Below are 24,053 nucleotides of genomic sequence, written 5' to 3' on the forward strand. Positions count from 1 at the left end.
AGTATTTATGGTCGGGCGACGCCGAATTGCACCGGCCGCAGCTCGCGCCGGTGCGCCTCGTCGCACACTGCCAGCACGCAGGCCAGCACCTTGCGCGTGTCGCGCGGATCGATGACGCCGTCGTCCAGCAGGCGTCCGGATGTCGTAAAAGCGTCGGTCTGGCGCTCGAAGGTGTCGATGACCTTGGCGCGCATGGCGGCAATTGCCGCTTGGTCGACTTCCTGGCCCTTGCGCCGCATGCTGCCCTCCATCACAATGGCCATCGTCGTCGCAGCCTGCTCGGCGCCCATCACAGCGGTGCGTGCATTGGGCCAGCTGAAGCAGAAATCCGGCATGAAGCCGCGTCCCGACATGCCGTAGTTGCCGGCCCCGAACGAGGCGCCGCAATGCACGGTGATGCGCGGCACGTTGGCGTTGGCCAGCGCCTGGATCATCTTCGAGCCGTGCTTGATCATGCCGGCCTGTTCGTAGGCCTTGCCGACCATGAAGCCGGTAGTGTTCTGCAGGAAGATGAGCGGCGTTCCGGATTGGCAGCATAGCTGGATGAAGTGCGCCGCCTTGGTGGCGCCTGCCGGGTCCAGCGGCCCGTTGTTGGTGATGATGCCGACCGCCATGCCGCAGATGGCCGCGTGGCCGGTCACCGTGGCCGCGCCGTAGCCGGGCTTGAATTCCAGGAAAGCCGAACCGTCAACGATGCGCGCGATGACTTCGCGCATATCGAGGGGCTTGCGCTGATCGCTTGGAGCGATGCCGAGCAGTTCATCGGCGTCGTAGAGTGGCGCGTGGTAGCCGCCGCCCGCCGCGGCCGGCGCCGCAGCCCGGGGCGCGCCGCCATTCCAGCCCAGGCTGGCCACCAGTTCGCGCGTGATGCGCAGCGCGTCGGCGTCGTCCTCCGCCAGGTATTCGGCCTGCCCTGACACGGCGGCGTGCATCTCGGCGCCGCCCAGTTCTTCCTCGCTGGCGACTTCGCCGGTGGCCGCCTTCAGCAGCGGCGGCCCGGCCAGGAAAGCCCTGGCGCGCTCGCGCACCATCACCACGTAATCGGAAAGCCCCGGCATGTAGGCACCGCCCGCCGTGCTCGAGCCGTGCACCACGCTGATCACCGGCAGGCCGGCTGCCGACAGGCGCGCCAGCCAGTAAAAACCGCTGCCGCCGTGGATAAAGGTTTCCACCTTGTAGTCGAGCAGGTTTGCGCCCGCGCATTCGACCAGGTGGATGAAAGGAAGCTTCTGCGCCAGCGCCACTTGCTGCAGGCGCTGGAACTTCTCGATCCCCATCGGCTGCACCGCACCGGCATCGATGCCCGAATCGTCGGCCACCACCATGCAGCGCACACCGCCGACAAAGCCGATGCCGCCCACCAGGCCGCCGCCAGGCACCGAGCGTTCGGGATCGGGACGGTCCAGGCAGAAGCCGGCCAGCGTCGCCATTTCCAGGAAGGGGGCGCCGGCATCGAGCAGGGCGCCCAGGCGCTCGCGCGGCAGCAGCTGGCCGCGCTTGGCGAACAGCGGCGCCGAGGCGGCCGACTTGTCGCGCGTGCGCGCCTCCAGTTCGCGCAGGCGCGCCAGCTGCACTTGCAGCGCGGCGCTGTTGGCCTGGAAGGCTTCGCCCTGCGGCACTATGCGGCTCTCCAGCGCGGGCATTATTCGCCCTCCAGCACGCGCGGGGCAGCCGCCAGGTGGAAGCCGTTGAAAGCTGCCGTGGCCCCGGCCTGGCGCGGCTTGGGCATCGGCATGCCTGGCCGCACGTTGGGCCGGCCGCCGTCGACGCGCAAGGTGGCGCCGGTAACGAAGGCCGCCGCGTCAGACAGCAGGAAGGCAATCGCCGCCGCCACTTCCGACTCGGTACCGAAACGGTGCAGCGGCACGGTGCGCGGAAATGCGCGGATGGTGTCGCGCATCTCCGGTGGATACTGGTCCATGCCGGAAGAAGCGATATAACCCGGCGCCACGGCATTCACCCGCACCCCGTATTGCGCCCATTCGAAAGCCGCCGTCTCGGTCAGGCTCACCATGCCGGCGCGCGCCGCTCCTGAATGGCCCATATTGGGCATGCCACCGAACATGTCGGCCACGATATTGACGATGGCGCCGCCATGTTCGGCCATGCTCTGGTTCAGGCATTCGCGCGCCAGCAGGAAGCCGCCGGTCAGGTTGGTCTGCACCACCGCCTCCCAGCCCTTTTGCGAAATCTCCCGCAGCGGCGCAGGGAACTGGCCGCCGGCGTTGTTGACCAGGCCATGGACCGGGCCATGCTCGGCCACCACCGTCGCCACCAGTTCGCGCACCGCGTCTTCGCTGCGGATATTGCAGTTGTAGCCGTAGGCCGCGCCGCCGGCGCGGGCGATTTCGGCACGAACGGCATCCAGCTTGGCCGAATCCCGCCCCACCAGCAGCACGCGCGCCCCCAAGGCCGCCAATTCATGGGCCGCACAGCGCCCGATGCCGCTGCCGCCGCCCGTCACGACAATGGTGCGGCCCTCGAACAAGCCGGGTTTGAAGATCGATTGATACATTCAGCTTCCTTTCAGGACCAGCCGAGCTGGTGCGCAGCCAGGTCGTTGAGGACTTCTTCGGCGCCGCCGCCGATCATATACACCTTGGCGTCGCGGTACACGCGTTCCGACACCGTGCCGCGCATGAAGCCCATGCCGCCCAGGATCTGCACCGCCTCGCCGGCGCAGGCCTGCATGGTTTGCGCCGCGAGGTTCTTCAGCATGCACACCTGCGCCACCGGCTGCTCGCCCGCATCCATGCGCGCCACGATGCTGTCAATGAAGGCACGCGTGGCTTCAATGCGCGTCGCCATCGCCACCAGCTTGTGGCGCACGGCCTGATGCTGCACCAGCGCCTTGCCGAAGGTCTTGCGCTGCCGCGCCCACTCGACCGCCTCGTCGAGGCAGGCTTGCGCCAGGTAGCAGGCATCCATGGCCAGCATCAGGCGCTCGTCGTTGAAATTGCGCATCAGCAGTGCGAAGCCGGCGTTTTCCGCGCCCAGCAAGTTGGCGGCCGGCACCCGGCACTGCTCGAAATGCAGTTCGGCGGTATCGGAGCACCACCAGCCCATTTTCTTCAGCGGTGTGCGCGCCAGGCCGGGCACATCACCCGGCACCAGCAGGGCGCTGATACCGTCCGCGCCGCTGCCCGGGCCGCCGGTACGTACGGCCAGCGTGATCCAGTCGGCACGCATGCCCGAGGTGATGAAGGTTTTGCAGCCGTTGATGATGTAATGGTCGCCGTCGCGCACGGCGCATGTCGCCAGGCTGGCCACGTCCGAGCCGCCGCCCGGTTCCGTCACGGCCAGCGCGCTGATCTTCTCGCCGGCCAGGATGCCGGGCAGGACCCGCGCCCGCAGTTCCGCCGAGCCGCCAAGCACGATTGGCGGCGCGCCGATGCGATGGCTGAACAGGGAAGCCAGCAGGCCGCCGCAACCGGTGCGGCACAATTCCTCGTTCAACAACTGCAACTGGCGGTAACTGGCCGGGACACCGCCATCAGCCTCCGGAAAGCCCAGGGCCAGCAGCCCAAGCTCGCCGGCCTGCCGGTACAGGGCGCGCGGAAAGGCCCCAGACTCCTCCCAATCAAAAAGGTGCGGGCGCAATTCCCGCTCCACGAAGCGGCGCACGGTAGCGCGCAAGGCTTCTTCCATCATGTTCTCCGGCTGGTGAAATCGGGCGGGACCGCCACCGGCATCGCCAGCAGCCACTGCGCCATGCCCTTGCCTAGCGCGTCATGGCGCAAGGAAGCCATGCCGCCGCCGCCCAGCGCCTGCTCGCAGACGAAGTTAAAAGCGTGAATGCCAGGCAGCTCATAACGCGTCACCGTACCGCGCACCTTGCCGGCCAAGTGCGCCGCCACCGCATCCGGCGTAAGCTGCTCGCGCAGCAAAGGCAGATCGCCGGGCTGGCGCGCGATGACGCCGATATTCGCGATATCCCCCTTATCGCCGCTACGCGCCCAAGCCAGCTCGATCAGCGGCACCACGCGCCAGCCCGCCCCGGCAGGGCTCGTGTCCCACCCTGGGGTCACACCCGAAATGAGACACGTACTCTGCCGTGCGAGGCCGCCATGCTCGAGGCCGTGTCCCGATTCGGGTGTGACCCCATGGTGGGACACGGGCTGGGCCGTGGTGCCGTCGGGCAGGTGGACGATGGCCTGGAGGCGGGTTTTGGCGAGCAGGAAGGAGAACTGTTTGATGGCGGGGGACACGGCAGGACGGCCGCCGAAGCCGGTGGTGCCAGGGGCCCAGGAGGTGCCGGCCGGTGCGATCTCGCGTGCGAAGATTTCAAGCGCGGCGCGCTGCGGGTGCGCTACCGCCAGCCACATGACTGCCTGGCCGAAGCCTTCCGTCGCGCCCAATACGTCGACCTGGGTTGCCGAATAGTCGCCCAGGCCGGCGCGCGCAAGCATGGCGCGCGTGCGCTCCAGGATCGCCTCGGCGCTGCGCCGGGCCTTGCGCCCGGCTTCGTGGCCAATCACGGTCAGTTGCGCGGCGCTGCGGAAGCCGTCGGCATAGGTGGCGCTGACTTTGTACGTGCTGGTCGGGGCATGGCCGCGCGCTCCTTGCACCAGCACGCGCTGCGGGCCTTCGGCTTGCAGGGTGACGGCGGTGAAGTCGCATACAACGTCGGGCAGCAGGTAGCGCGAGGGATCGCCAATCTCGTACAGCAACTGCTCGGCCGCTACGGCCGGCGTCACCAGGCCGCCGGTTCCTTCCGGCTTGCCCAGCACGAAGCTGCCGTCGGCGCGGCATTCCACTACCGGGTAGCCGCTGTTGGCCCAATCCGGCACCTGTTCCCAGTCGGTGAACAGGCCGCCGCTGCCCTGGCAGCCGCATTCGATCAGGTGCCCGGCCAGGCTGCCGGCGGCTAACAGGTCGTAGTCGTCGGGCGCCCAGCCGAATTCGTGCATCAGGGCGCCCAGCGTCACTGCGCTGTCGACGCAGCGGCCGGTGATCACCACATCGGCGCCTGCATCCAACGCGGCCTTGATCGGCAGTGCGCCGAAGTAGGCGTTGGCGCTCAGCACCGTGGCCGGCAGCTCGACGCCTTCGGCACGCAGGGCGGGCAGCAGGGCCGATACATCGTCGCCTTCGACCACGGCGATGCGCGGCGCCAGCCCCTGTTCCGCCGCCAGCGCGCGCAGTGCTGCCGCGCAGCCTTGCGGGTTGATGCCGCCGGCGTTGGCGACGATGCGCACGCCGCGCGCCAGGGCGTCGCCCAGCACGTCGCGCATGACGTCGATGAAGTCGGTGGCGTATCCGAGTTCGGGCTGCTTGCGGCGCGCGGCCGCCAGCAGCGACATGGTCAGTTCGGCCAAGTAGTCGAAAACCAGGTAATCGAGGTCGCCGCCATCGAGCAGTTGGCGCGGGCCGAGGGCGCTGTCGCCCCAGAAGCCTGCCGCACCGCCGATCCGGACATGGTTCCTGCCTGCGCGCACGGCGGCTCCTTTTATTAAATCAATCGATTGAATAATTCAGGATACCGCGGAAAAGCGCGCCTGCGCAAGCGTGTTGCGTTGCTGCGGCACGACGCATGAAAAAAGCCCCGGCTGCCGCCAGTGGCGGGGCCGGGGCTGTCGCGTTAGCGGAGCCGACGCAGGTGCTTACGGCACCAGGTTGAAGTTCACGTTGACCGCGTTGGCGACGTTGATGTCGACCGAGGCGTTGGACAGCGTGGTGTAGCCGGTCGCCGACGCATCGACCTTGTACATGCCGGTTGCCGGGATCGTGCCTGCGCTGGAGAAGGTCAGCGGCAGGGTGGCGCTATAGGCGGCGTACTGCGGCGCGGCCAGCGGCAGCTTGGTGATGCTGTAGGCACCGGTGGTCAAGTCCGCATTGGTATAACGCAGGGTGACGGTCGGTCCGCCGGTAATGGCTTGCTTGGCCGAGACCAGGGCCGATTCGGTGGCGCTGGCCGGGGTCAGCGTCGCCGTGCCGCTGATCGAACCCATCAGGCTGGTGTTGGCCAGGGCGAAGGGCGCGCCAGTGGTGCTGATCGGGACCATGCCGGTGGTGGAGGTCACCGGCACGCCGCCAACTACATAGGCAGCATGGGTGTTGGAAGTGATCACCACGTCGTAGTTACCGAGAGGCAGGCGTGGCAGTACGAATTCACCGGTGGCGCTAGGCACCGTCGCGGCCACCACGGCGCCATTTTGCTGGGCGCTGACGGTGACCCCGTCGGACAGCGTCGACGTGGCAACGAAGCCGCTGATGCCGTTCAGGGCTGTCGGGATCACTTTGACCACCGGTTTCAGCGCGTATTTGCCGTTGCCCTTGGTGACGATGGATTTGCAGGCGTCGAAGTCCATCACCAGGTCGTAGCGCTGGCCCGCTTCCACGGTGAAGTCGGCATTCATCTTGATGCCGGATTGGATCGCGCTCGGGGTGTCGAGCGAGATCTCGGTGGTGGTGCCGCTCAGGACCACGGAGTTGGCAGTCGCGTTGCCGGTGTTCGGGTCCAGTACCAGGCGCACCTGGTTGTAGCGTCCTGCTGCCAGCGAGGTCTGGCCCAGTGCGTCCAGGGTGCCGTTGGTCAGGTTCAGCAGGTTGATTTTCTTGCCGGGCGACAGGGTGATGTCGGTCCAGCCGCTGTCGGTGTCGCTGGCGGTCGCGCTCGTATTGACGCGCACCTTGTTGACCGTCACGTTGACTGCGTCGAAGCCGCAGGCCGGGGCGTCGGTAATCGACACGCCCAGGGTGCCCATGGTCTGGGCTGGCGGCGCATCGCCGCCACCGCCGCCGCCGCAGGCAGCGAGCAAGAGGGAGGTCAGCGCGAGTGGGAGCAGGGAGACTTTGGTGTTCATGATGTTGCCTCTCGTAGTAGTTATTGGTGCTCTTCCATTATCGGAATCGAGAGGAAAATCGCTATGTACGATGACGCACATAGTAACGAATTGTTACACTTGCAGATCGAAAGGTACTGAGCAGGGCAGCCTTTCGTTGCCTTATTGCAACATTATATCCCTGCGCTCTCAGCGACAGTTGACATTCCAGGCGGTGAGTTCGGCGCGCGACGGCCGCACGGTGATGTCAAGCCTGCTGCCGATATCGCTTTCATAGCCAAGCAGGAACATGCCATCGGCGCCGCGGCCCAGGCTGCGCAGCTGGAAATTGCGTGAGCGGGTGGGGGCGCAACTGGTATTGCCGGCCATGAGCAGGCGCGCGCGCTGCAGCAGTTCGCCCTGGGCCTGGATCAGGCGCAGCATGTCGATTTCGGCCAGTGCTGTGCGCAGTTCGACCATGCTCGCCGGTGGCGTGCCGCAGCTGGTGGTGTGGTGGATCCAGACATGCTGGCTGCTGTCGCTGCGCCAGCTGTCGTCGGCCTGTTGCGTGTAGCGGGTGCGGGTGACGCGGCAGAGCGGCAGCACCAGGCGCAGCGGCGGCGCCTCGACGCTGGCGCTGGCCAGCCATGTCTTGCCGTCGGCTGCGCGCTGCACGCGCAGTGGCGGCAGGGGCGTGCCCGGCGCGCTGCGCTGCATGAACTGTTCGAACGAGCGCTGCTCGGCCAGCGTCGGCGCGCGCGTATCGGCGCTTGGCGCCGCCACGGCGGCTTGCGCAGCCATCGCTGCCAGGAATACTACATATCGCATCCGGTCTCCTTTTAATGCGCACCGATTATAGATATAATCCGTTCGCTGCCGAAAGGTGGCACACGCTAGGGGTCCTGTGCGCGCGGTTCGATACCGGGTGCGCGGGTGAGAAATACCCTCCGAACCTGATCTGGATAATGCCAGCGAAGGGAAGCTTCAGGATACGCAGTGGCTGCGCCTACACGGCGCGACCGCACGCGCAGCCTAACCTCCTTTGCTGGCTCCTGCGCCAACAAAGGAGCCAAAATGAACGCCAATCCAACCTTCCTCGCCGCCCAGGCCGAGGTCGACTCCGCAGCAGTTACTCCGCTGCCGAATTCCCGCAAAATCTACGTTACCGGCAGCCGCCCGGACCTGCGCGTGCCGATGCGCGAAATCAGCCTGTCCGGCGAGAATGCGCCGGTCACCGTGTACGACTGTTCCGGCCCGTACAGCGACCCGGACGCCGCCATCGACATCCGCAAGGGCCTCGACACGCCGCGCGCCGCCTGGATCGCCGAGCGCAATGACACCGAATTGCTGGACGGTCCGACTTCCGATTACGGCCGCTTGCGCCTGGCCGATGAAAAGCTCGACGCGCTGCGCTTCGAGCTGCACCGCCAGCCGCGCCGCGCCCAGCCCGGCCGCAACGTGACCCAGATGCACTACGCGCGCCAGGGCATTGTCACGCCGGAAATGGAATACGTGGCGATCCGCGAAAACCTGCGCCGCAAGGAATACCTTGCCGGCCTGCGTGCCCAGGGCGAGAAGGGCCAGCGCATGGCCGACCTGCTGGGCCGCCAGCACCGCGGCGAATCGTTCGGCGCCGCCATCCCTGAAGAGATCACGCCGGAATTCGTGCGCCAGGAAATCGCCCGCGGCCGCGCGATCATCCCGGCCAACATCAACCACCCGGAACTGGAGCCGATGATCATCGGCCGCAATTTCCTGGTCAAGATCAACGCCAATATCGGCAACTCCGCCGTGACCTCCTCCATCGGCGAGGAAGTGGAGAAGATGACCTGGGCCATCCGCTGGGGCGGCGACACCGTGATGGACCTGTCCACCGGCAAGCATATCCACGAAACCCGCGAGTGGATCGTGCGTAACTCGCCGGTGCCGATCGGCACCGTGCCGATCTACCAGGCGCTGGAAAAGGTGAACGGCAAGGCCGAAGACCTGAGCTGGGAAATCTTCCGCGACACCCTGATCGAACAGGCGGAGCAGGGCGTCGACTACTTCACCATCCACGCCGGCGTGCTGCTGCGCTACGTGCCGCTGACGGCCAACCGCATGACCGGCATCGTCTCGCGCGGCGGCTCGATCATGGCCAAGTGGTGCCTGGCGCACCATCAGGAAAACTTCCTGTACACGCACTTCGAAGAGATCTGCGAAATCATGAAGGCCTACGACGTGAGCTTCTCGCTGGGCGACGGCCTGCGTCCCGGCTCGGTGTGGGATGCCAACGATGCGGCGCAGCTGGGCGAACTGAAAACCCTGGGCGAACTGACGCAAATCGCCTGGAAGCACGACGTGCAGGTGATGATCGAAGGACCTGGCCACGTGCCGATGCAGCTCATTAAAGAGAACATGGATCTGCAGCTGGAGCAGTGCAGCGAAGCGCCGTTTTATACCCTCGGCCCCCTGACCACCGATATCGCGCCAGGCTACGACCATATCACTTCCGGCATCGGCGCGGCGCAGATCGGCTGGTACGGCACCGCCATGCTGTGCTACGTGACGCCGAAGGAGCACCTTGGCCTGCCGAACAAGGCCGACGTCAAGGAAGGCATCATCACCTACAAGATCGCGGCTCACGCGGCGGACCTGGCGAAGGGCCATCCCGGCGCGCAGATCCGCGACAACGCGCTGTCGCTGGCGCGCTTTGAATTCCGCTGGGAAGACCAGTTCAACCTGGGCCTGGACCCGGACCGCGCGCGCGAATTCCACGACGAGACCCTGCCGAAGGATTCGGCCAAGGTGGCGCACTTCTGCTCCATGTGCGGCCCGCATTTCTGCTCGATGAAGATCACGCAGGAAGTGCGCGACTTCGCTGCCAAGGGCATGCAGGAAAAATCGATCGAGTTCGTCAAGGGCGGCGCGAACATCTACCGCGAGCAAGCATGATCGAGATCGAACTGAATGGCGCCGCGCACGCGGTGCCGCCGCAGCAGACGCTGGACCAGCTGATCGACTCGCTCGAACTGACCGGCCAGGCGCTGGCGCTGGCGGTCAACCGCCAGGTCGTGCCGCGCCAGCGCTGGCCGCAAGTCGCGCTCAACCACAACGATAAAGTAGACATCGTCCGCGCCATCGGCGGGGGCTAGGAAGGGGAGACTGCACATGCAAGACAAACCATTGGTCATCGCAGGCAAGCAATACAACTCGCGCCTGCTGGTCGGCAGCGGCAAGTACAAGGACCTGCCGCAAACCCGCGAAGCCACGCTGGCGGCGGGTGCTGAAATCATCACGGTGGCGATCCGCCGCGTCAACATCGGCCAGGATCCGCACGCGCCTAGCCTGCTGGATGTCGTGCCGCCGCATGAATTCACCATCCTGCCGAATACGGCCGGTTGCTACGCGGCGAAGGATGCTGTGTACACGCTGCAGATGGCGCGCGAGCTGCTGAATGGCCACAAGCTGGTCAAGCTGGAAGTGCTGGGCGACGAAAAGACCCTGTTCCCGAACATGCCGGAAACCCTGGTCGCTGCGCGCGAACTGGTGAAGGACGGCTTTGATGTCATGGTCTACTGCAGCGACGACCCGATCCAGGCGCGCATGCTGGAAGACATCGGCTGCTGCGCGGTGATGCCGCTGGCGTCGCTGATCGGCTCCGGCATGGGCATCCTGAACCCGTGGAACCTGTCGCTGATCATCGAACAGTCGAAGGTGCCGGTGCTGGTCGATGCCGGCGTCGGCACGGCCTCCGATGCGGCGATCGCCATGGAGCTCGGTTGCGACGGCGTGCTGATGAACACCGCCATCGCCGCTGCCGGCGACCCGGTACGCATGGCGCGCGCCATGAAGCTGGGCGTGCAGGCCGGCCGTGAAGCCTTCCTGGCCGGACGCATGCCGCGCCGTTTCGCCGCTTCGCCTTCGTCGCCGATGGCGGGGAGGCTCGCATGAGCGACCGGCCCTGCGTGCTGGTGTTTTCCGGCGCCGATCCTTCGGGCGGCGCCGGCATGGCGGCCGACATCCAGGCCATCACTGCGATGGGGGCGCATGCGCTGCCGGTGCTGACTGCCATCACGGTGCAGGACAATAATCGCGTGCACGCGGTGCTGCCGGTGGCGCCGGAAATCGTGCTGCAGCAGGCGCGCGCGCTGCTGGCGCAGGTGCCGGTGGCGGCGGTGAAGATCGGCATCCCGGGCAGCGCGGAAAATGCGCAGGCCATCGCGACGCTGATCGGCGAGCTGCGCGCCACGCATCGCGCGGCAGCCGGCGCCGCGCCGGGCTGGGCGCAGCGACTGTACAGCGATCCGCCGGTGGTGCTGGATCCGGTTCTGCGCAGCGGCCACGGCGATGCGCTGGGCCGCGACGATGCGGTGCAGGCGCTGGCGCCCTTGCTGCCGCTGGCAACGCTGATCACTCCGAATGGGCCGGAGGCGGCAGCCCTGGCCGGCAACGCGGCGCGCTATCGCGCTCCCGTTCGCGTGGGCACCGCGGCGCGTGCCATGATGGCCCCCATGGCCACCGCGCCGGTTGCTGGCAGCGCGGAACCGTACGATGAACACGGCCCGGAGCGTGGCGAGGTGCCTGCCCGCGTGGCAGGCGACGGCGCGCGGGTGGCGGCCACGCCAATGGTCGCGCTGGCGGCGCCTGGCGTGCCGCCGGCATGGCATGGCACTGCCCATGGCAATGCACTGGCCCATGCCCGCGCGCTGCGTGCCCTCGGCTGCACCCACGTGCTGGTGACCGGCGGCCACGACGCAGACAGCGACGTGGTGGTCAACCGCTGGCTCGGGCCGGACCGCCAGCAGAACTGGAGCTGGCCGCGCCTGCCCGGCAGCTTCCATGGCAGCGGATGCACGCTGGCCGCCGCCACGGCAGCCCTGCTGGCACTGGGCAATACCATGGCACAAGCATTAACCAAGGCGCAAGGCTACACCCAGCGCGCACTGGCCGCCTCATACGCGATCGCACCCGGCCAGCGCATTCCGCAGCGATAAGGAGAAATAATGCACGGACTTTACCTGGTGACCCCGAACTGGGACGACACCGACAAGCTGCTCGAGGTCACCGAGCAGGCCCTGCGCGCCGGCGTCGCGCTGCTGCAGTACCGCCACAAGGACGCCAGTGCCGCGCAGCGGCGCGAGCAGGGCGGGGCGCTGCGCGAACTGTGCCACAAGTACAGCGTGCCTTTCCTGGTCAATGACCACGTGGCGCTGTGCCGCGAACTGGGCGCCGACGGCGTGCACCTCGGCGGCACTGATGCACCGCTGGCCGAGGTGCGCGCTTCGCTCGGCCCCAACAAGCTGATTGGCGCTTCCTGCTACGGCGAGCTGGCGCGCGCCCAGGCGGCGCAGGCGGCTGGCGCCAGCTACGTGGCGTTCGGCGGCTTTTATCCATCGAAGGTGAAGCAGTACGCCGTCACCACCCAGCCTGCCATCCTGCGCCATGCGCGCGAGGTGATCAGCGTGCCGCTGTGCGTCATTGGCGGCATGACGCCGCAGAATGCCGCGCCGCTGGTGGCCGAGGGGGCGCAGCTGGTAGCGGCTATCACCAGCGTCTACCTGGCCGAAGATGTCGCGGCGGCAGTGCGGGAGTTTCAGTCTATAATTTGTCCATTAGCATAACCATAAGGTTGACGCCGATGAACTCCCAGACTCCGCCAAAGCGCCTGATCCTGATCGTCGATGATGACAAGATCCTGACCGAGTTCCTGGGCGAATTGCTAGCCCGCGCCGGCTACGACACGATGCTGGCGCATTCATCGGACCAGGCCCTGTCCCTGATCGCCGAGCGCGAACCCGACCTGGCCCTGCTCGACATCCACATGCCGGGCATGTCGGGCCTGGAGCTGGCCAAGCAGCTGAACCGCAACACCACGGTGCCTTTCATGTTCCTGTCCGGCCGCGGCGACGCCGACGCCGGCAAGCAGGCGGCCGCCTACGGCGCCGTGGGTTTCGTGGTGAAACCTGTGGACGAACAGCACCTGATGCCGGCCTTTGAGGCCGGCCTGGCGCGCGCCGACGAAATCCGCCAGCTGCGGCGCACTGAAATCAACCTCAACGCGGCGCTGGCGGCCGGCCGCGAGACCAGCCTGGCCGTCGGCCTGTTGATGTGCAAGTACCAGACCGATCGCAACACCGCCTTCGAAGTGCTGCGCGACCACGCCCGCTCCAGCCGGCGCAAGATCAATGAAGTGGCCGACCAGCTTCTGGCCGCCGAGGAAATGTTGAATGGCTTGCATGCAGCGTTTAACGCACGCCTGAAAAAATAAAACTTTTCGCGTGCCGGCGACATACAGTAGACTGTTGCGGTGGGCCCCGATTCGCCCCCGCAGTCCCCCCAGCGGCCGCCCCCTCTTCGCGGCCCGGCAATATCCTTCGGCCCAGCTCCGCCGTCCATTCCCCTGCAGTGCGGAGAACCGCTTCATGAACATGTCATTTGATTTGCATCAGGCGCCAAGGGTGCTGCACGTCGATCACGATGAAGACAGCGCCGTGGTCCTGGCGACCTTGCTGGCGCCCGAAATCCACGTGGTGCATGCCGCCAGCTTCGACCAGGCGCAAAGCCAGTTGCAGCAAGGCGAATTTGCGCTGCTGGTGATCGATCCCGACCTGCCGGACGGCGATGGACACGCCTTGATCCGCTCCCTGCGCCAGGCCGAACAAGACATCCCGGTGCTCCTGTATTCGGCCAGCCAGCCGATGCTGCACCACCAGGCCCATGCCTTCCTGCCCAAGCCCTGGACTTCGCCGCGCCAGTTGTGGCGCACCGTGTCGCACATGCTGGGGCTGGAGTCCATGCTGGCGGTAAGGAGTTAGGCTATGCTGTCATCTTTATCACATTCGGGGTACCGGGATGAAGACGAGAGCAGCAGTTGCATGGAAGGCGGGCGCGCCCCTGACCATTGAAGAAGTGGACCTGGACGGGCCACGCGCGGGCGAAGTACTGGTGGAGATCAAGGCCACCGGCATTTGCCACACCGACCACTACACGCTGTCCGGCGCCGATCCGGAAGGCCTGTTCCCGGCCATCCTCGGCCATGAAGGCGCAGGCGTGGTGGTCGACGTCGGGCCGGGCGTCACATCGCTCAGGAAAGACGATCACGTCATCCCGCTGTACACGCCGGAATGCCGCCAGTGCAAATTCTGCCTGTCGCGCAAGACCAACCTGTGCCAGGCGATCCGTTCCACCCAGGGCAAGGGCCTGATGCCGGATGGCTCCAGCCGCTTCTCGCTCGACGGCAAGCCGCTGTTCCACTACATGGGCACCTCCACCTTCTCCAACTACATCGTGGTGCCGGAGATCGCACTGGCCAAGATCCGCCCCGACGCGCCGTTCGACAAGGTGTGCTACATCGGCTGCGGAGTGACCACCGGGGTTGGCGCCGTGCTGTTTACCGCCAAGGTGGAAGCGGGCGCCAATGTAGCGGTGTTCGGCCTGGGCGGCATCGGCCTGAACGTGATCCAGGCGGCGAAGATGGTCGGCGCCGACAAGATCATCGGCATCGACATCAACCCGGCGCGCGAAGCGATGGCGCGCCAGTTCGGCATGACCCACTTCATCAATCCGCGCGACGTGGAGAATGTGGTGGACGCCATCGTGCAGCTGACCGATGGCGGTGCCGATTACAGCTTCGAGTGCGTCGGCAATACGCAGCTGATGCGCCAGGCGCTCGAGTGCTGCCATAAGGGCTGGGGCAAGTCGATCGTGATCGGCGTGGCTGCGGCGGGGCAGGAGATCAGCACCCGTCCATTCCAGCTGGTGACCGGCCGCCATTGGCTGGGCTCTGCCTTTGGCGGCGCGCGCGGCCGCACCGACGTGCCGAAGATCGTCGACTGGTACATGGAAGGCAAGCTCAAGATCGACGAGCTGATCACCCACACCCTCCCGCTCGAGCGCATCAACGACGGCTTCGACCTGATGGAACGCGGCGAATCGATCCGCTCCGTGGTCGTCTACTAAGCCCCGCGGCTGCACCGCAGGCGTGTCAGACCCTGCGGGTCTGACACAGATTTACCGGTTTTAAACCGTCCAGGCAGCGAAAACAACCGCCTGTCGCAGTCCCCAATACCTCCGCCAAGCGCGCGGCTACATTAGCTCCAGAACACTTGCACCCCAAACTAGAAAAAAAGTTCTAGACACAAAGTTCTAGATCATTTAATCTAGTTTGCAAGGACACCACAACACCGGAGCCGCCCGCCATGAGCAACCTGCTGAACGCCGTCACCCCCGCCCTGGGCTGGTCCCTGCTGCACTTCCTGTGGCAGGGACTGCTGATCGGCTGCGTCGCGGCGCTGGCGCTGCATGGCCTGCGCAACGCCCGCCCGCAAACGCGCTACCTGGTGGCCTGCTTCGCCTTGCTCCTGTGCGCCGCGCTGCCGCTGGCCAACTTCGCCTGGCGTTTGGCCGACGCCGCCGACACCGGCTACGTGCTGCCGGCGCCACTGGAAGCCGCCGCCATCGCTGCCATCCCTGGCGCAGCGGACGGCATGGCCGCCGACACCGCCCTGGTCGACGTCGACGCCATGGCATCCTGGGAATACCTGCTGCGTCGCCAGATGCCCTGGCTGGTGCTGCTGTGGGCCGCCGGCGCCGCGCTGATGACGCTGCGCCTGTCGCTCGGCCTGCAGTGGGTGCGCAACCGCACCCTGCCGAACCATTACCACGCCGACGCCACATGGCAGGCGCGCGCCACCGCAATGGCGCAGCGCATGGGCATTCGCCGCCCGGTGCGCCTTGGCGTATCCGTCGATGCGCTGGACGGCCCGATCACGGCCGGCATCCTGCGCCCGATCGTGCTGCTGCCGGCCTCGCTGGTCAGCGGCCTGCCGCCCGATTTGCTGGAAGCACTGCTGGCTCACGAGCTGGCGCATGTGCGCCGCCACGACTACCTGGTGAACCTGGTCCAGAGCGGCATCGAGATTTTCCTGTTCTACCACCCCAGCGTATGGATGCTGTCGCAATGCATCCGTCGGGAACGTGAACAGATCGCAGACGACTTAGCAGCAAGCACGCTCGGCGAACCGCGGCGCCTGGCACTTGCACTTTCCGAGCTGGATAAATTCCAGTTCACCACCCATCACGTTGCCGCCCCCGCGGCAAACGGAGGAGACCTCATGTCCCGAATCAAGCGCCTGATCCGCCCCGCTGCACAGCCACTGAGCTGGAAGATGGCGACCCCCCTATTGGGAATTTTTGCGGCCTGCGCCGCCTTGTACGCCCACGCCATGCCGCAAGCGGCCGCCAGCGCTGTTGACGCACCCGCGCCCGCCGTGGCGATGCACGTCACCGATACCGACGACCAGCACGACGTCGAGCCTGCGCCGCCGGCCCCGCCAGCACCTCCAGCTATCGCTGCGCCGCCAGCTCCGCCAGCGCCTGCGGCCCCAGCGGCCGAACTGGCGCCTCCCGCACCACCGGCGCCGATGGCGGCAGTCCCGGCTCCGCCCAAGCCGCCGAAACCGCCAACGCTGCCGAAAGAGCTGCGGGATATCGAGAGCCACAACTACTTCTCCATCGATGACGGCAGTCGCAGCGCCTACGCCTATGTGCGTGACAACAACCAGAAGCTATCGGTGACCAACTTCCAAGGCGCCCCCAGCGACCTGGCTGCGCTGCGCAAACTGCACCAGGAGACCAAGGGCGAATTCATCTACGTGCGCAAGGATGGCAAGTCCTATGTCATCCAGGACCAGGCCTTGCTAGGCAAGGTGCGTGAGCTGTGGAAACCAGCCGAAGCACACGGCAAGCTCATGGAAGAGCAGGGCAAGCTGATGGACGTGCAAGGCAAGCAGGTGGAAGCCATGAGCGACCAGATTGCGAAGGAAGTCGACGCAGCCATGGGCAGCAAAGAGCAGCAAGCGATCGAGCGCGACCTGGAGCGCAAGATGGAACTCTCCGCACGCCAGCAGGAACGCATCGCCCGCGCCATGGAAAAAGCCAGCCGTAAGATGGAAATGGCCGACGACAAGACGCGCGCCCAGCTCGAACGCGAGCTGGAAGGCTTGCGCAAGCAGATGGAACCGCTGTCGGAAGAGATGGCGCGCCGCGGCAGCGAGATCGGCAGCCGCCATGCGGCACTGGCAGCACGCCAGGCGCCGATGGCCGCCATGCATGCCCGCATCGTCGAAGCTTCCCGGCCCCTGGCCGAAATGGGCCGCAAGATGGGCGAGCTGGGACGCGAACAGGGCCGCCTGTCGCGTGAAGCCGACAAGGCCTCGCGCGCCCTGATCGACGAAGCCATCAGCAACGGCAGCGCCAAGCCGATTCTGTGATAAAAGTCGGGGTCAGCTCTGGCAATCCGCCACATTTTTCGCTTTGCGAAAAATGTGGCGGATTGCCAGAGCTCGTATATTGAATCTGCACCTTTGGAAGAAGATATTAGGATTCTGAAGGCGGCGGGGCAAGGTCTCACCGAACAGAGTGGAAGCCATTGAGCTTGTGGGTCAGATAGGTGACCTTGCCCACTTGTTCATCTGGACGCCGGACGGTATCTTAGGTCGCCCCTTGGGTAAGCCTGCATACGAGAAAGGTGGACGAGATGAATACGCCGGTCGTAGGGATTGATGTCAGCAAGCGTAAGTTGGATGTAGCCTTGCTAGTTGATGGCAAAGTCAAGGCGAAAGCAGTTCCGAACTCCCAAGAAGGATTCGCAGAGCTGGAAGTCTGGCTGAACAAGCAGAAGATTTCTCTGCTGGAAACCCATATTTGCCTTGAGTCGACAGGCGTCTATAGCGAACCTATCGCCCTGTATTGGTTTGACAAAGGGATTAAAGTCAGCTTGGTCAATCCGAACTGCATCAAAAGTTTTGGCAGCAGCGAGAATATCCGCAACAAGAACGACCAAGTTGATGCTGGATTAATTGCTCGCTACTGTGCAGCGATGGCGCCGCCATCTTGGGATGCGCCATCACGTGAACAGCGCCAGTTACGGGCCTGGGGCAACAGGCTGACTGCACTTCAAGATATGCGCCAGCAGGAGTTGAATCGTTTAGAAGCGCATGAAACAGCCAAACAACAGGATGTTATCCCTCATGTCCAGGCTCATATCAAATGGCTGGATGCGCAAATTGCGCAAATAGCACGGGATATCGACGATCACATTGACCGCCATCCAGGGCTTAAACAGGATGCAGAGCTCATTGAAAGCATTCCCGGGCTAGGCCGTACGACAGCGGTAAAGGTCTTAGGCCACGTGGGGGATGTTCGGCGCTTCGGAAATGCGAAGGCGCTTGCAGCGTTCATCGGGGTCACACCCAGGCAACGACAATCCGGAACCTCAATACGAGGCCGGACAATGATGACTCGTATGGGGAACAAACACCTGCGAGCAGCTTTATTCCTGCCAAGCCTCGTTGCAAAACGTCACAACCCTATCCTGAAGCAGTTTGGCCAACGTTTAGAGGCCAACGGCCTCTCCAAAATGGCCGTCGCCGGCGCAATTATGCGCAAGTTAGTGCACTTGATTTACGGGGTAGTTAAGTCAGGCAAGCCCTTTGACCCGAAATACATGGAAAAAAGGCTTGCCGTCCAAGACGGTATCTGACCCCGACTTTCATTCCATGATATTGTTTATTTGGCATTTCCTCATTGTCAATAACTACCATGGAGAAAGCATGTCCCTTAAACAGTACTACACCCTCGGCAATTCCGGCCTGCGCGTATCGCGCCTGGCGCTTGGCACCATGACCTTCGGCACCGACTGGGGCTGGGGCGCCGACAAGGCGAGCGCGCGCGAGCAGTTCATGACGTACGCCGAGGCGGGCGGCAACCTGGTCGACACGGCTGACTTGTACACCAACGGCGAATCGGAACGCTGGGTCGGTGAGTTCGTGCGGGACAGCGGCTTGCGCGACAAGATTGTGCTGGCCACCAAGGCGTCCTACAGCAGCGACCCGTCCAATCCGAATGCGGGCGGCAATGGCCGCAAGCATCTGATGCGCGCGCTGGAAGGTTCGCTGCAGCGGCTGGACACCGATTACGTCGACCTGTACCTGGTGCACGCCTGGGACATGGTGACCCAGCCTGAAGAAGTGCTGCGCACGCTGGACGATGCGGTCCGTGCCGGCAAGGTGCGCCACATCGGCCTGTCGAACGTGCCGGCCTGGTACGCCAGCCGCATGCAAACGATCGCCGAGTTGCGCGGCTACGAGGCGCTGGCCACGCTGCAGATGGAATACTCGCTGGTGGAGCGCGCCATTGAAGACGAATACATCCCGCTGGGCACGCGGCATGGCATGGGCGTGATGGTCTGGAGCCCGCTGGCCAGCGGCCTGTTGTCCGGCAAGTACAAGCCGAGTACCGGCGGCCAGTTCGGCGAAGGCCGTTTGCAAACCATGAGCGGCTCGAACAACCCCGCCTTCGCCAAGTTCAACGAACGCAATTTCGCCATCGTAGCGGAACTGGAAAACGTGGCGAACGAAATGGGCCGCAGCATGGCGCAGGTGGCGGTGAACTGGGTGGCCAACCGTCCGGGCGTGGCAACCGTGATGGTGGGCGCGACCAGGCTGGCGCAGTTGCAGGACAATCTCGGCGCGCTGGACTTCGAGCTGCCGGCGCAACTGCGCGAGCGCCTGGATGCAATCAGCGCCAAGACGGCGGGCTATCCCTACACCTTCTTCACTCCGGGCATGCAGACCATGCTGTCGGGCGCGGCGCCGCTGAGCGACAAGCCGAACGGCTACCACGTGCCGGTGCGCATAAGCGGCCCCGCAGCCGGCGTGCAGTAATAAATGGGGACGTACCCCATTTTTTCAGGCATGCGCTAGCAGCGCCTCGAAGTCGGTCGCCGGCAACGGCGTGGACAGCGCTCAGGCTAAGTATTGCGCCGCCAAGGTGCCAACCAGGCGGCGGCCCTGATTGTTCCCTGCGATCCATTCTTCCGGAGGGAACAGGTCGAACAGCCCGACCTTGGCGACGGTCGGGATGGCCGCCTCGAGTTCTTTCTCAATCTCGCCACGCTCGCCTGCGTTGTACAGCTCGATGTTGCGCAGCATCGTGGCGACGGTGCCAGTTTGCACCTTGCTGCCGTCTTTTAACTGCACCAGCGGCAGGGATTCGCCGGCGGCGAGGATCTTCTGGTTGATAGCTGCAAGCTCGTTTTGCGTGTTCATCATTGCTCCTTTGGTTTGCATGAAGCGCATATTCGCATCTTCAGGAGCGCCTTCAAGGCTTCGGCCCCCAACTTGGCGGTTTCCCGACAAGATGTGGCGAAAATCCTGCATTCAGTACAATGCAGGCACGATGAACCGCGAGCAAACGCTAGAGAATGGGCAAACTTAAAGACGATATCCTGTCGGGAGATGCGACCAGGGTCTGGTCGAGTGCATGCGCGATTATCAAGCTGCGCGACAGCGCCGAACTGGACGCACTCGCTTCGATACTCGACGAGATTACGGCCAGCACGAAGAAGCTGTCGCTTGGGGGCGTGGTGTTCCCCAACGATAAACACCTGCAGTTTGCCCTTCGAAAATTGCGTTTTCATCGTGGCAGGGAAGGGTGCCTGTGCCGCCTTTATCCAGAGTACCTGATGTTTGATCCGAATCAGGAGCAAGCTGCAGGGAACGTGCGCATCGAAGGAATTACATACCTCGAAGGCAACTGGGTCGACTTTTACCAGTGTTCATGCGCTACTTGCGGAACTGCCTTCAAGGTCGAGGAGCGCGAATACCACTATACGTGGTGGGGCTGGCGTCTCTCACAGTAGCTTGATGACCGCTACACCGGCCAGGAGCAGCACGACACCCGTTAAGCGCAGCGCGGAAACATCGCGCTTCGGCAGACGGAACCAGCCATGACGGTCGACGAAAACGGACGCCACTTGCTGTCCTGCCACCGTCAACCCGACTGCAGCCGAAGCGCCGATGACCGGTATTGCGGTGAAAACGGTGGTCACGTAGATCGCGCCCGCGAAGCCGCCCAGCCAACCCCACCAGGGCATGGCAGGCAGCCCTTGCAGCGTCGGCGCCGGAGTACGCAGTACCGTAGCGGAGAACAGCAGCGTCACCGCCATCGCCAGCGTAGCGACGAGGAAACTCACGGCGCCGACCACGAACGGTGCACCTAGGTCATGCCGCAGCAAACCGTTTACCACGCCCTGTACCGGAAGGACCGCCCCGGCCAGCAGCGCAAGGACAATCCAGCCAGCCTTGCCCGCGACAGGCTGCGACTGCTGGCCCGACTGCCCTTTTACGATGATGGCGGCACCGGCGAGGATTGCCAGCATGCCGATGGCAAGTGGCGCATCGATTGGGCGCGGCGTGCCGCCAGCCAGTCCGGTGACATCGAGCACAAATGACGCCAGCATCTGGCCCGCAATAAACAGGCCAACCGATACGATCGCGCCAAGGCGGGGAAACAGCAAGATCGTGGACACGACATAGAAAGCGCTCGCTACGCCGCCGACCGCATGCCACCAGGGCACGCTGGGGAGGGCCGCGACGGCGGTCAATGTTCCAGTGGCCAGGGCAAGCACCAGCAGCGCAAGCGTGCCGACCGAGAGTTGCAGCGTGGTCGCCGCAAAAGGACTGCCGGTTGCTTTGGACAGCTGCGCATTGGCGCCCGCCTGCACGGCGAGCAGGCCGCCGGCGAGGAGCGAAGCAGGGATCAGAAGGGTTTCCATGTGTAGCCTCCAGTGGGAATGTCAGTAACGATGGCGTCCACTGTAGGCTATGCTTCATTGCATGGATATTCCAAATAATCGCTTTTGGCTTATGCAAAAATGCAGATGCACAGCGGGCGCACTGTTATACTTGGCGAGGCCACATTGGCGAAATACCCCCGTAGCCAAAGCGATTGGCGGACACAAATCAGTGGTCTACCTCGTTGGAAAAGGGGGGAGCACAAGATGCAGCAGAAGCGATGATGCGTTGCGCTGCCGCCTCGTTGAATCGAGTTCGACGGTATCGCAGCGGGCGGAAACGCGAACGTTTCCGCCCAGCCCGGTATCAGAGTCGTTCCAGCTTGGCGACCGAGAGGTCGAGCACCTTCATGCCGAAGGAGCCGAAGTTGATTTGCGCGCGGCAGTTGGCACCGCTGCCTTCGAGGTTGACGATTACGCCTTCGCCGAACTTGGCGTGAGCGACGGACTCGCCGATGCGCCAGCCGCCCGAAGCGCCGGAGCGTTCGTTCATGCGCGCAGCCAGGCGGTTGTCCACGCTTGGCACGGAAGGCATTTCATCCCACGCCGACTTGCGCGAGCCGGTAGAGAACCAGTTGTTCTGCACACGCGCAGTCAACCACTTCAACGATTCCTCCGGCAGTTCGTCGAAGAAGCGCGACTTCATGTTGTAGCGCGTCTGGCCGTGCAGCATGCGGGTCTGGCAGAACGACATGTACAGCCGCTGGCGCGCGCGCGTGATCGCGACGTACATCAGGCGACGCTCCTCTTCCACGCCGCCTTCTTCCTTCGAGCTGCTCTCGTGCGGGAACAGGCCTTCTTCCAGGCCGGTGATGAAGACGTTGTCGAATTCCAGGCCCTTGGCCGAGTGCACCGTCATCAATTGCAGTGCATCCTGGCCTTCCTGCGCCTGGTTGTCGCCGGCTTCCAGCGAAGCGTGCGACAGGAAAGCTGACAGCGGCGACATCACGGTCGCCAGCGGAGCGTCTGCATCAATGATCTCGACACCATCGGCCACCACCACTTGCGCGCCGGCTGCGGCAGAGGCCTGCGGACCGAGGTGCGCAGGCGCGCCCTGGCCGAAGCCTTCCTCCGAAACGAACTGCGTTGCCGCGCTGACCATCTGCTCCAGGTTCTCGACGCGGTCGGCGCCTTCTTTCTCGTTCTGGTAATGCTGCAACAAGCCGGAAGAATCCAGCGTGATCTTCACCAGTTCCGGCAGCGCCAGTTGCTGCGTCTCGAAACGCACGCCTTCAATCAGCTTGGTGAAGGCGGCCAGCGAGCTGCCAGCCTTGCCGACCATGTATGGCACGGCTGCATACAGTGAACAGTTGTAAGTAGCAGCTGCATTCTGCAGTTGCTCGATCGAGCGCGCACCGATGCCGCGCGCCGGGAAGTTCACCACGCGCAGGAAAGCCGAATCGTTGTGCGGATTGTCCATTAACTGCAGGTAGGCGATGGCATGCTTGACCTCAGCGCGCTGGAAGTAGCGCAGGCCGCCGTACACGTGGTAAGGCATGCCGGCCGAGAACAGCGCATGTTCGACCACTCGCGATTGCGCATTGGAGCGATACAGGATCGCGATCTCGCGGCGCAGGGCGCCTTCGGCAATCAGAGACTTGGCTTCCTCGATGATCCACTGCGCTTCCTGCAGGTCCGAGCTCGCCTCGTACACGCGAACTTGCTCGCCGTGGCCGGCGTCAGTGCGCAAGTTCTTGCCCAGGCGGCGGCTGTTGTTCGAGATCAGCAGGTTGGCTGAATCCAGGATGTGGCCGTGCGAGCGGTAGTTCTGTTCCAGCTTGATCAGGTTCTTGACCTGGAACTCGCTTTCGAAGGCCTGCATATTGCCCACGTTGGCGCCACGGAAGGCGTAGATGCTCTGGTCATCGTCGCCCACCGCGAACAGCGCGCCGCCGAACGGCGAGGCATGGCCTGCCATCAGCTTCAGCCAGGCGTACTGCAGGTTGTTCGTATCCTGGAACTCGTCGACCAGGATGTGGCGGAAGCGCTGCTGGTAATGCTGGCGCAGCGGCTCGTTGCGCGACAACAGTTCGTAGGTGCGCAGCAGCAGTTCGGCGAAATCCACCACGCCTTCACGCTGGCACTGGTCGTCGTAGAGCTGGTATAGCTCGACCAGCTTGCGCTCCAACGCGTCGTAGGCCTCCACCTGCGAGGCGCGCAAGCCCTGGTCTTTGTTGTTGTTGATGAAGTACATCACCTGCTTCGGTGGGAACTTCTCGTCGTCGATATTGTTCGCTTTCAGCAGGCGCTTGATCATCGACAGCTGGTCTTGCGAATCGAGGATCTGGAAGGTCTGCGGCAGCGCGGCATCCTTGTAGTGGGTGCGCAGCAAGCGGTTGCACAGGCCGTGGAAGGTGCCGATCCACATGCCGCGTGTATTGATCGGCAACATGGCGCTCAGACGGGTGAGCATTTCCTTCGCCGCTTTATTGGTAAAGGTTACAGCCAGCACGCCGGCCGGGGAGACCTGGCCTGTCTGGATCAGCCACGCGATACGGGTGGTCAGCACGCGCGTTTTGCCCGATCCGGCGCCGGCCAGGATCAGGGCGTTTTGCGGTGGCAGGGTGACTGCTGCGAGTTGTTCGGGATTGAGGTTGTGGAGGAGATTTTGCATGCCGCCATTATACCGGCGGAGCGCTTGGGAGGCCGGTCTGGCGGCCGCCTAAGCTGGT

The 24,053-nt window shown here is 64.5% G+C and carries 21 protein-coding genes and 1 riboswitch; of the genes, 12 read left to right on the forward strand and 9 right to left on the reverse strand.

All coding sequences use genetic code 11. The annotated features are described in order from the left end of the window. Positions 1–5: 5 nt before the first annotated feature. From ACN9MZ_RS06675 to ACN9MZ_RS06700, 6 genes are all read right to left on the reverse strand, one after another. Positions 6–1,643, reverse strand: a complete 1,638-nt coding sequence (locus tag ACN9MZ_RS06675) for an acyl-CoA carboxylase subunit beta (protein WP_426341436.1) — start codon at positions 1,641–1,643, stop codon at positions 6–8. Next, positions 1,643–2,515: an SDR family oxidoreductase gene (locus tag ACN9MZ_RS06680; protein ID WP_426341437.1), complete on the reverse strand. Its 873-nt coding sequence runs from the start codon at positions 2,513–2,515 to the stop codon at positions 1,643–1,645. Before ACN9MZ_RS06680 ends, ACN9MZ_RS06675 begins: the two co-directional genes overlap by 1 nt. An 11-nt stretch (positions 2,516–2,526) precedes the next feature. Beyond that, positions 2,527–3,651 carry an acyl-CoA dehydrogenase family protein gene (locus tag ACN9MZ_RS06685; protein WP_426341438.1) on the reverse strand — a complete coding sequence of 375 codons (1,125 nt, stop codon included), beginning with the start codon at positions 3,649–3,651 and terminating at the stop codon, positions 2,527–2,529. Next, positions 3,648–5,438: an acyclic terpene utilization AtuA family protein gene (locus ACN9MZ_RS06690; RefSeq protein ID WP_426341439.1), complete on the reverse strand. Its 1,791-nt coding sequence runs from the start codon at positions 5,436–5,438 to the stop codon at positions 3,648–3,650. Before ACN9MZ_RS06690 ends, ACN9MZ_RS06685 begins: the two co-directional genes overlap by 4 nt. 165 nt (positions 5,439–5,603) lie before the next feature. Further along, a complete protein-coding gene (locus tag ACN9MZ_RS06695) occupies positions 5,604–6,806 on the reverse strand; it encodes a DUF4382 domain-containing protein (protein ID WP_426341440.1) in 1,203 nt (400 codons plus the stop codon). A 168-nt stretch (positions 6,807–6,974) separates the two neighbouring features. Then, the gene (locus ACN9MZ_RS06700) at positions 6,975–7,592 is read right to left on the reverse strand and encodes a hypothetical protein (protein WP_426341441.1); all 618 of its coding nucleotides are present in this window, start codon (positions 7,590–7,592) and stop codon (positions 6,975–6,977) included. A gap of 57 nt (positions 7,593–7,649) precedes the next feature. Further along, positions 7,650–7,761, forward strand: a riboswitch (TPP riboswitch). Positions 7,762–7,838: 77 nt separating this feature from the next. On the opposite strand from ACN9MZ_RS06700, the gene thiC reads away from it, so the two are divergent. The 11 genes from thiC to ACN9MZ_RS06755 all read left to right on the forward strand — a co-directional run bounded on the left by thiC (position 7,839) and on the right by ACN9MZ_RS06755 (position 19,471). Next, positions 7,839–9,698 (forward strand): phosphomethylpyrimidine synthase ThiC, encoded by a 1,860-nt coding sequence (gene thiC, locus ACN9MZ_RS06705; protein WP_426341442.1) that lies wholly within the window; start codon positions 7,839–7,841, stop codon positions 9,696–9,698. Beyond that, positions 9,695–9,898, forward strand: coding sequence for a sulfur carrier protein ThiS (thiS, locus tag ACN9MZ_RS06710; protein WP_426168987.1), 204 nt, complete (start codon positions 9,695–9,697; stop codon positions 9,896–9,898). Before thiC ends, thiS begins: the two co-directional genes overlap by 4 nt. Positions 9,899–9,914: 16 nt before the next feature. Beyond that, positions 9,915–10,697, forward strand: coding sequence for a thiazole synthase (locus tag ACN9MZ_RS06715; protein WP_426341443.1), 783 nt, complete (start codon positions 9,915–9,917; stop codon positions 10,695–10,697). Continuing rightward, positions 10,694–11,740 carry a bifunctional hydroxymethylpyrimidine kinase/phosphomethylpyrimidine kinase gene (thiD, locus tag ACN9MZ_RS06720; RefSeq protein ID WP_426341444.1) on the forward strand — a complete coding sequence of 349 codons (1,047 nt, stop codon included), beginning with the start codon at positions 10,694–10,696 and terminating at the stop codon, positions 11,738–11,740. Before ACN9MZ_RS06715 ends, thiD begins: the two co-directional genes overlap by 4 nt. A gap of 9 nt (positions 11,741–11,749) precedes the next feature. Next, the gene (thiE, locus tag ACN9MZ_RS06725) at positions 11,750–12,367 is read left to right on the forward strand and encodes a thiamine phosphate synthase (protein WP_426341445.1); all 618 of its coding nucleotides are present in this window, start codon (positions 11,750–11,752) and stop codon (positions 12,365–12,367) included. 17 nt (positions 12,368–12,384) lie between these two features. Beyond that, positions 12,385–13,014 carry an ANTAR domain-containing response regulator gene (locus ACN9MZ_RS06730; RefSeq protein ID WP_426341446.1) on the forward strand — a complete coding sequence of 210 codons (630 nt, stop codon included), beginning with the start codon at positions 12,385–12,387 and terminating at the stop codon, positions 13,012–13,014. 154 nt (positions 13,015–13,168) lie between these two features. Then, positions 13,169–13,561, forward strand: coding sequence for a response regulator (locus ACN9MZ_RS06735; RefSeq protein WP_426341447.1), 393 nt, complete (start codon positions 13,169–13,171; stop codon positions 13,559–13,561). A gap of 37 nt (positions 13,562–13,598) precedes the next feature. After that, on the forward strand, positions 13,599–14,705 hold the full coding sequence (locus tag ACN9MZ_RS06740) for an S-(hydroxymethyl)glutathione dehydrogenase/class III alcohol dehydrogenase (RefSeq protein WP_426341448.1): 1,107 nt from the start codon (positions 13,599–13,601) through the stop codon (positions 14,703–14,705). 239 nt (positions 14,706–14,944) lie between these two features. Continuing rightward, positions 14,945–17,017 (forward strand): M56 family metallopeptidase, encoded by a 2,073-nt coding sequence (locus tag ACN9MZ_RS06745; RefSeq protein ID WP_426341449.1) that lies wholly within the window; start codon positions 14,945–14,947, stop codon positions 17,015–17,017. Positions 17,018–17,283: 266 nt separating this feature from the next. Beyond that, complete coding sequence (locus ACN9MZ_RS06750) at positions 17,284–18,288, forward strand: IS110 family transposase (protein ID WP_426338545.1); 1,005 nt, start codon at positions 17,284–17,286, stop codon at positions 18,286–18,288. Positions 18,289–18,358: 70 nt separating this feature from the next. After that, positions 18,359–19,471 carry an aldo/keto reductase gene (locus ACN9MZ_RS06755; protein ID WP_426341450.1) on the forward strand — a complete coding sequence of 371 codons (1,113 nt, stop codon included), beginning with the start codon at positions 18,359–18,361 and terminating at the stop codon, positions 19,469–19,471. A gap of 81 nt (positions 19,472–19,552) precedes the next feature. On the opposite strand, the gene ACN9MZ_RS06760 is transcribed toward ACN9MZ_RS06755, so the two are convergent. Then, positions 19,553–19,858, reverse strand: coding sequence for a DUF7709 family protein (locus ACN9MZ_RS06760; RefSeq protein ID WP_426341451.1), 306 nt, complete (start codon positions 19,856–19,858; stop codon positions 19,553–19,555). Positions 19,859–20,010: 152 nt separating this feature from the next. Here ACN9MZ_RS06760 and ACN9MZ_RS06765 point away from each other — a divergent pair, with 152 nt between their 5' ends. Then, complete coding sequence (locus ACN9MZ_RS06765) at positions 20,011–20,448, forward strand: hypothetical protein (protein ID WP_426341452.1); 438 nt, start codon at positions 20,011–20,013, stop codon at positions 20,446–20,448. Here the strand turns inward: ACN9MZ_RS06765 and ACN9MZ_RS06770 are convergent. Together ACN9MZ_RS06770 and ACN9MZ_RS06775 are read right to left on the reverse strand one after the other, a co-directional pair. Continuing rightward, entirely contained in the window at positions 20,440–21,363 is a 924-nt protein-coding gene (locus tag ACN9MZ_RS06770; protein ID WP_426341453.1) for a DMT family transporter, read from the reverse strand. The genes ACN9MZ_RS06765 and ACN9MZ_RS06770 overlap by 9 nt on opposite strands. A 325-nt stretch (positions 21,364–21,688) precedes the next feature. Further along, positions 21,689–23,995 carry a UvrD-helicase domain-containing protein gene (locus ACN9MZ_RS06775; protein ID WP_426341454.1) on the reverse strand — a complete coding sequence of 769 codons (2,307 nt, stop codon included), beginning with the start codon at positions 23,993–23,995 and terminating at the stop codon, positions 21,689–21,691. Positions 23,996–24,053: the final 58 nt, after the last annotated feature.

The sequence above is a fragment of the Pseudoduganella sp. S-14 genome, assembly GCF_049913285.1.
Taxonomy (GTDB): domain Bacteria; phylum Pseudomonadota; class Gammaproteobacteria; order Burkholderiales; family Burkholderiaceae_D; genus Rugamonas.

Excerpts from the sequence above, each read along its gene's own strand:
- ACN9MZ_RS06675 (WP_426341436.1), bottom strand. The coding sequence starts at position 1,643 with ATGCCCGCGCTGGAGAGCCGCATAGTGCCGCAGGGCGAAGCCTTCCAG.
- ACN9MZ_RS06680 (WP_426341437.1), bottom strand. The coding sequence starts at position 2,515 with ATGTATCAATCGATCTTCAAACCCGGCTTGTTCGAGGGCCGCACCATT.
- ACN9MZ_RS06685 (WP_426341438.1), bottom strand. The coding sequence starts at position 3,651 with ATGATGGAAGAAGCCTTGCGCGCTACCGTGCGCCGCTTCGTGGAGCGG.
- ACN9MZ_RS06695 (WP_426341440.1), bottom strand. The coding sequence starts at position 6,806 with ATGAACACCAAAGTCTCCCTGCTCCCACTCGCGCTGACCTCCCTCTTG.
- ACN9MZ_RS06700 (WP_426341441.1), bottom strand. The coding sequence starts at position 7,592 with ATGCGATATGTAGTATTCCTGGCAGCGATGGCTGCGCAAGCCGCCGTG.
- thiC (WP_426341442.1), top strand. The coding sequence starts at position 7,839 with ATGAACGCCAATCCAACCTTCCTCGCCGCCCAGGCCGAGGTCGACTCC.
- thiS (WP_426168987.1), top strand. The coding sequence starts at position 9,695 with ATGATCGAGATCGAACTGAATGGCGCCGCGCACGCGGTGCCGCCGCAG.
- ACN9MZ_RS06715 (WP_426341443.1), top strand. The coding sequence starts at position 9,915 with ATGCAAGACAAACCATTGGTCATCGCAGGCAAGCAATACAACTCGCGC.
- thiD (WP_426341444.1), top strand. The coding sequence starts at position 10,694 with ATGAGCGACCGGCCCTGCGTGCTGGTGTTTTCCGGCGCCGATCCTTCG.
- thiE (WP_426341445.1), top strand. The coding sequence starts at position 11,750 with ATGCACGGACTTTACCTGGTGACCCCGAACTGGGACGACACCGACAAG.
- ACN9MZ_RS06730 (WP_426341446.1), top strand. The coding sequence starts at position 12,385 with ATGAACTCCCAGACTCCGCCAAAGCGCCTGATCCTGATCGTCGATGAT.
- ACN9MZ_RS06735 (WP_426341447.1), top strand. The coding sequence starts at position 13,169 with ATGAACATGTCATTTGATTTGCATCAGGCGCCAAGGGTGCTGCACGTC.
- ACN9MZ_RS06740 (WP_426341448.1), top strand. The coding sequence starts at position 13,599 with ATGAAGACGAGAGCAGCAGTTGCATGGAAGGCGGGCGCGCCCCTGACC.
- ACN9MZ_RS06745 (WP_426341449.1), top strand. The coding sequence starts at position 14,945 with ATGAGCAACCTGCTGAACGCCGTCACCCCCGCCCTGGGCTGGTCCCTG.
- ACN9MZ_RS06750 (WP_426338545.1), top strand. The coding sequence starts at position 17,284 with ATGAATACGCCGGTCGTAGGGATTGATGTCAGCAAGCGTAAGTTGGAT.
- ACN9MZ_RS06755 (WP_426341450.1), top strand. The coding sequence starts at position 18,359 with ATGTCCCTTAAACAGTACTACACCCTCGGCAATTCCGGCCTGCGCGTA.
- ACN9MZ_RS06760 (WP_426341451.1), bottom strand. The coding sequence starts at position 19,858 with ATGATGAACACGCAAAACGAGCTTGCAGCTATCAACCAGAAGATCCTC.
- ACN9MZ_RS06765 (WP_426341452.1), top strand. The coding sequence starts at position 20,011 with ATGGGCAAACTTAAAGACGATATCCTGTCGGGAGATGCGACCAGGGTC.
- ACN9MZ_RS06770 (WP_426341453.1), bottom strand. The coding sequence starts at position 21,363 with ATGGAAACCCTTCTGATCCCTGCTTCGCTCCTCGCCGGCGGCCTGCTC.
- ACN9MZ_RS06775 (WP_426341454.1), bottom strand. The coding sequence starts at position 23,995 with ATGCAAAATCTCCTCCACAACCTCAATCCCGAACAACTCGCAGCAGTC.